The sequence below is a fragment of the uncultured Pseudoflavonifractor sp. genome (genome assembly GCF_944387805.1).
Lineage (GTDB): Bacteria > Bacillota > Clostridia > Oscillospirales > Oscillospiraceae > Pseudoflavonifractor.
In genome coordinates this window covers 1-4,652 of record NZ_CALXGI010000101.1, presented here as the reverse complement: position 1 = coordinate 4,652, position 4,652 = coordinate 1, and the positions used below count along the sequence as shown (strand labels likewise).

Sequence of the window (4,652 nt, the reverse complement as noted above, 5' to 3'; positions counted from 1 at the left end):
AGCAGTCAGCTACGCCCCGGCGGTGTAAAGGTGGTGTGGGATATGAGAGCATTTCTCTATTGCCGTGTCGCCCATGAAGATTCTTTCGCATTGGAACACCAGCGGTTTCTGCTCCAGCTCTACGCAAAGAAGGCGGGATATACCATCATCGGCGCTGCGGACGAATACGGCAGCGGGCTCACATTAGACCGCCCGGCGCTCCAGAAGGTAACCGAGGCCGTTGTCGCTGACAAGGTGGATGTGGTGTTAGTCCATAACCTGACCCGGGTAGGCCGGGAGTGGGGCATGACCCAAAGCTACATTGACCTGCTCACCCGGCATAAGGTAAAGCTCCTGTGCATCCGGGATCGGCTGCTGTTCGACGAAAACGGTGCCGCCCCAATTTTGACAATAAAAAATGCGGAGTGTCCTTTGTAGGATACTCAGATCCTATAAGGACACTCCGCATGGTCCGAGTGGCGGGATTCGAACCCACGGCCTCTTGGACCCGAACCAAGCGCGATACCAAGCTTCGCCACACCCGGATATGAACCTTCTGCCCGTACTGCAATGGAATATGCCCCGTACAGACTGCAATTAATTATAGTGACTTAGCCGCCAAATGTCAAGGCAATTTTTCCGGCGCCGGAGAAAGATTTTCCGCATAAGTGGGGCGGAAGGCGAATAGGGATAGTACGCAGGAAAATGGACAGACAGCGGTTGCAGTACGCCAGAGAAGGGGAGGACACAGGGTATGGAGAGCGCATATCGGCAGTGGGAAAAACGGCGGGATCGCCGGCAGAGCAGGCCGGCGGAACGACGTAGTGGGAAAAAGGTGGCGCTGGCGCCCAGAGAGCGCCGGCGATTGGTTCAGCTGGGGGTCTGCATTGCGCTGTTTTTGGTAGTATTTGTGGGTAAAGGTGTGTTTCCCGAACAGATGCTGAAAGCCCGGGAGAGAATTGTTCAGGTTATTCAGGGCGATACGAATTTCCGCGCGGCCTTTGCCAGCCTTGGACAGTCTATCTCAGCGGGAGAACCAGTGCTGGACACGCTGGGCGAGCTGTGGGTTGAAGTATTTGGCGGGGAGCAGGTTGAAGTGCCGGACAGCGGATGGGAGCCGCTGCCGCTCTACACGGAAACAGTGGCTAAACTTCAGAGCGGCGTGACAGTACAAGGCGTGTTGGATCTGAAGTTGGATACGGAGCAGCCGCTGGTGGAAGAAGGGAATCAGCAGAATGAGAGCGACACACCGACTGTGGAGGAGACTGCCCAGCCCGAGCCTGATGCAGCAGCAGAGACGGCTCAGTCCGCTCCAGTCCCGGAGGTCATTCACGTAGACTACGATGGTCCGGCACTGCCAGCCAACGCAACCATGGATCAGTATAATCTGGGGCTGCAAACGACGATCTCTCCTGTGGACGGAGCGGAAGGATGGTGGATATCCTCTCCCTATGGCTGGCGGGAGCATCCGGTGGACGAAGAGGAGAAGTTCCATAACGGCGTAGACATAGCGGTCAATACTGGTACCAGCGTCAAGGCTTTTGCGGATGGCGTGGTGGACTATATCGGAGACAGCCCTATCTATGGCCTGTATACGCAGATAGATCATGGAAATGGAGTGACCTCCTTTTATGCCCATTGCAGCCAGTTGTTAGTGCAGCAGGGGCAGACAGTGTCGGCAGGAGATACCATCGCCCTGTCCGGCGCCACAGGAAACGCCACTGGGCCGCACCTTCATTTTGAACTGAAAAAGGAAGGCATTCTGCTCAACCCGCTCTACTATATTCCCAGCGCGTGAGGCGAGCATGCTGAGGTGGAGGAGAGTTGAGGTGTCCGGGGGATTTTTGCTTCTGGCAGCACTGCTCTGGTATCTGGATGAGGACGGAACGCTGCTGCTGGCCGGGGCGGCCTGCGTGCTCCATGAGCTGGCCCACTGCGTAACCATCCGAAGTCTGGGCGGCAAAATTTCCAAGCTCAGGCTGTCAATCGCCGGCGCAGAGCTGGTGCTCTCCGGGGTTCAACCACTGGGGCCTGTATCCCAACTTCTGGCGGCAGTGTCCGGGCCGGTGGCCAATCTGGCAGCGGCGCTGCTGGCAGCCAGACTGGCAGAGCGGGGCGGAGGAGAGACGCTGTGGGTCTTTGCGGGGCTGAATCTGGGGCTGGCAGGCTTCAATCTGCTGCCCATGTCCCAGCTGGACGGCGGGCAGGCAGTGCGCAGCCTGGCCGGAATTTTTTTGCCTGAAATTGTGGCGGAACGAATAACAGCGGTGCTGTCCTGGACGGTGAGCATAGGAATTCTGGTCTTGGGGGCTGTACTGTTCTGGCAGAACAGAGCCAACTTCACCATGCTGCTGACCGCGCTGTGGCTGGCGTATGCCAACAGCCGGAGTCTGGGCGGATTGGGCACGGCGAACAGACGGCGCAGCCGTGTGGGAAGAAAACGGTGACAAACAGGGGAGAGCCTGTTATAATCCTTGTAGAAGAAACTTCATGCGCTTGCTTAGGGCGTACTGCGAATGCCGGAAAAAGAAAGAACGCGTGAAGGTTTCGCGCATGTGGGCCGCACCGGCCCACGCGCTTTTGATTTCCTGGCCGTGCCGCAGAAAGCGGCGTATGGCTGGGTTTGTTATGCTTTTACACAGCGAAACAGAAGTGAGGATGAGTCATGGACCTCTGTAATGTAAATGATATCAAGGCCCTGCTGGGCAGGCACGGATTCCGGTTTTCCAAGAGCATGGGACAGAATTTCCTGATTGAGGACCATGTCCCCAGGGACATTGCGGCGGCCTCCGGCGCGGATAAAGACTGCGGCGTGCTGGAGATTGGACCGGGTATCGGGCCGCTGACTGTCCGGCTGGCCGAGCGGGCCGGACGAGTGGTCTCGGTGGAGCTGGACAAGGCGCTGCTCCCTGTGCTGGCCGAGACACTGGCCGGACGTGACAACGTGGAGATTGTACCGGGAGACATTATGAAGCTGGATATCCCGGCCCTTGTGGCGGAGAAGATGGGCGGCCTGAAGCCTTTGGCCTGCGCCAATCTGCCCTACAATATTACTACGCCGGTGCTGACCGCCCTCATTGAGGCTGGGTGCTTCCGGGCCATCACGGTGATGATTCAGCGGGAGGTGGCACTGCGGATCTGCGCCGCGCCGGGCAGCGGGGACTACGGCGCCTTCTCGGTCTACTGCCAGTACCACACCGTGCCGGAGCTGCTCTTCGACGTGCCGCCCGAGTACTTTATTCCCGCGCCCAAGGTCACCTCTTCGGTGATTCGTCTGGTGCCCCGGCCCGCGCCGGAGGAGGTGAAGGACGAGAAGCAGTTCTTCCGCCTGGTGCGAGCGGCCTTTGCCCAGCGGCGAAAGACCCTGCTCAACGCCCTGTCCTCCGCCTATGGAAGCCAACTGAGTAAGGATGAGCTGCGGGACGCCATCGCCGCCTGCGGCCTGCCTGCCGACGTGCGGGGAGAGCGGCTTGGGATCCCGGAATTTGCCGCCCTGGCCGACGCGCTGGCGCAGCGGACGGCGGACAGCAACTGAACGAATATAAAAATTGCTCCTCTCATGTGAGAGGAGCAATTTTTCAACGCAAAATATACGACATATCGCTCATGCGTTTAATAAAGCGTTTTCTATCGTTGGTAGTGTCAAGGATTTTTCGCAAAATGGTTTGCAGGCTCTGGCATGAGAGAAGTCAGCCGGCAATAGAGGCATCCTCAAGGGCGGCCTCCAGGTGCTTCATGTTCATGTACTTCTTGTTGCCCCACTGGGTGCCGGCCAGATGGCGCAGCCGGGCGCAGACCAGCATGAGGGCAGAGTTGCCGTCCGGGAAGCTGCCCACCACGCGGGTACGGCGGCGGATCTCCCGGTTCAGCCGTTCAATGACATTATTAGTACGGATGCGGGTCCAGTGTTCGCTGGGAAAATCGCAGTAAGTCAGCGTCTCCTCAATACCGTCCTCCACCTTCTTGGCCGCCTCTTTCAGCTTCATAGAGCGCAGTTGCTCCACCACGGCTTTGGCTTTCTCCCGGGCCGCTCTTTTGCTTTCCTGGGCGTGGATCGCCTTGAGCATCTTTGCCACCAGCTTTACTTTGGAACGAGGTGTGACCGAGAACACATTGCGGTAAAAGTGGACGGTACAGCGCTGGTACTTGGCTTCGGGGAATACTTCTCCCACAGCCTCCAGCATACCGGAACATGCTGCGCATGTTCTGCACTTGCCGCCAACCACCAGTTTTACTCCATCCAGGCCACGGCCACGCAGCCACTGAAAGAAGCTGACCCAGCTGGACTTGTCCTCTTTCATGCCCTCGGCGGCACCCAGAACTTCACGGTATCCGTCCTCATTCACCGCAATCGCCACCAGAATGGCCACATTTTCAAACTCTCCGCCCCAGTTACGACGCAGGTAGATCCCATCCACATAGACATACGGATAGCGCCCACCTTGCAGAGGGCGGTTCCGCCAATCCTCAATGTGGACATACGCTTTCTTGTTCAGCTCACTGATGGTGGATGGAGATACTTTACTGCCCCAAAGCGCTTCTGTGATGTCCTCCACACGCCGGACGGATACTCCGGCCAGGTACATCTCAATGAGAGCTTCTTCCACACTGCTCTCCCGACGGCGATACCGCTCAATGATAGCGGTCTCAAAGGAGATCCCTTTGAGCTTGGG

Annotated in this window: 5 protein-coding genes and 1 tRNA gene; 4 read left to right on the top strand and 2 right to left on the bottom strand. The window is 58.0% G+C overall.

What is annotated here, in order from left to right; genetic code table 11:
• Positions 1–417, top strand: a 417-nt coding sequence (locus Q0K06_RS13720) for a recombinase family protein (protein ID WP_294553684.1), incomplete at its 5' end; no start/stop codon positions are given.
• Between the two features lie 30 nt (positions 418–447).
• Here the strand turns inward: Q0K06_RS13720 and Q0K06_RS13715 are convergent.
• A tRNA-Pro gene (locus Q0K06_RS13715) sits at positions 448–524 on the bottom strand.
• Positions 525–733: 209 nt separating this feature from the next.
• Here Q0K06_RS13715 and Q0K06_RS13710 point away from each other — a divergent pair.
• The 3 genes from Q0K06_RS13710 to rsmA all read left to right on the top strand — a co-directional run bounded on the left by Q0K06_RS13710 (position 734) and on the right by rsmA (position 3,514).
• The gene (locus Q0K06_RS13710) at positions 734–1,777 is read left to right on the top strand and encodes a M23 family metallopeptidase (protein ID WP_294553682.1); all 1,044 of its coding nucleotides are present in this window, start codon (positions 734–736) and stop codon (positions 1,775–1,777) included.
• A 31-nt stretch (positions 1,778–1,808) separates the two neighbouring features.
• Positions 1,809–2,426, top strand: coding sequence for a site-2 protease family protein (locus tag Q0K06_RS13705; protein WP_294553679.1), 618 nt, complete (start codon positions 1,809–1,811; stop codon positions 2,424–2,426).
• A 218-nt stretch (positions 2,427–2,644) separates the two neighbouring features.
• Complete coding sequence (gene rsmA, locus Q0K06_RS13700) at positions 2,645–3,514, top strand: 16S rRNA (adenine(1518)-N(6)/adenine(1519)-N(6))-dimethyltransferase RsmA (RefSeq protein WP_294553677.1); 870 nt, start codon at positions 2,645–2,647, stop codon at positions 3,512–3,514.
• A 154-nt stretch (positions 3,515–3,668) separates the two neighbouring features.
• Here rsmA and Q0K06_RS13695 read toward each other — a convergent pair.
• A partial coding sequence (locus Q0K06_RS13695; RefSeq protein ID WP_294553674.1) for an IS256 family transposase occupies positions 3,669–4,652 on the bottom strand: 984 nt, incomplete at its 5' end.

Coding starts and splice junctions, on each gene's coding strand:
- rsmA (WP_294553677.1), top strand. CDS start 2,645: ATGGACCTCTGTAATGTAAATGATATCAAGGCCCTGCTGGGCAGGCAC.
- Q0K06_RS13710 (WP_294553682.1), top strand. CDS start 734: ATGGAGAGCGCATATCGGCAGTGGGAAAAACGGCGGGATCGCCGGCAG.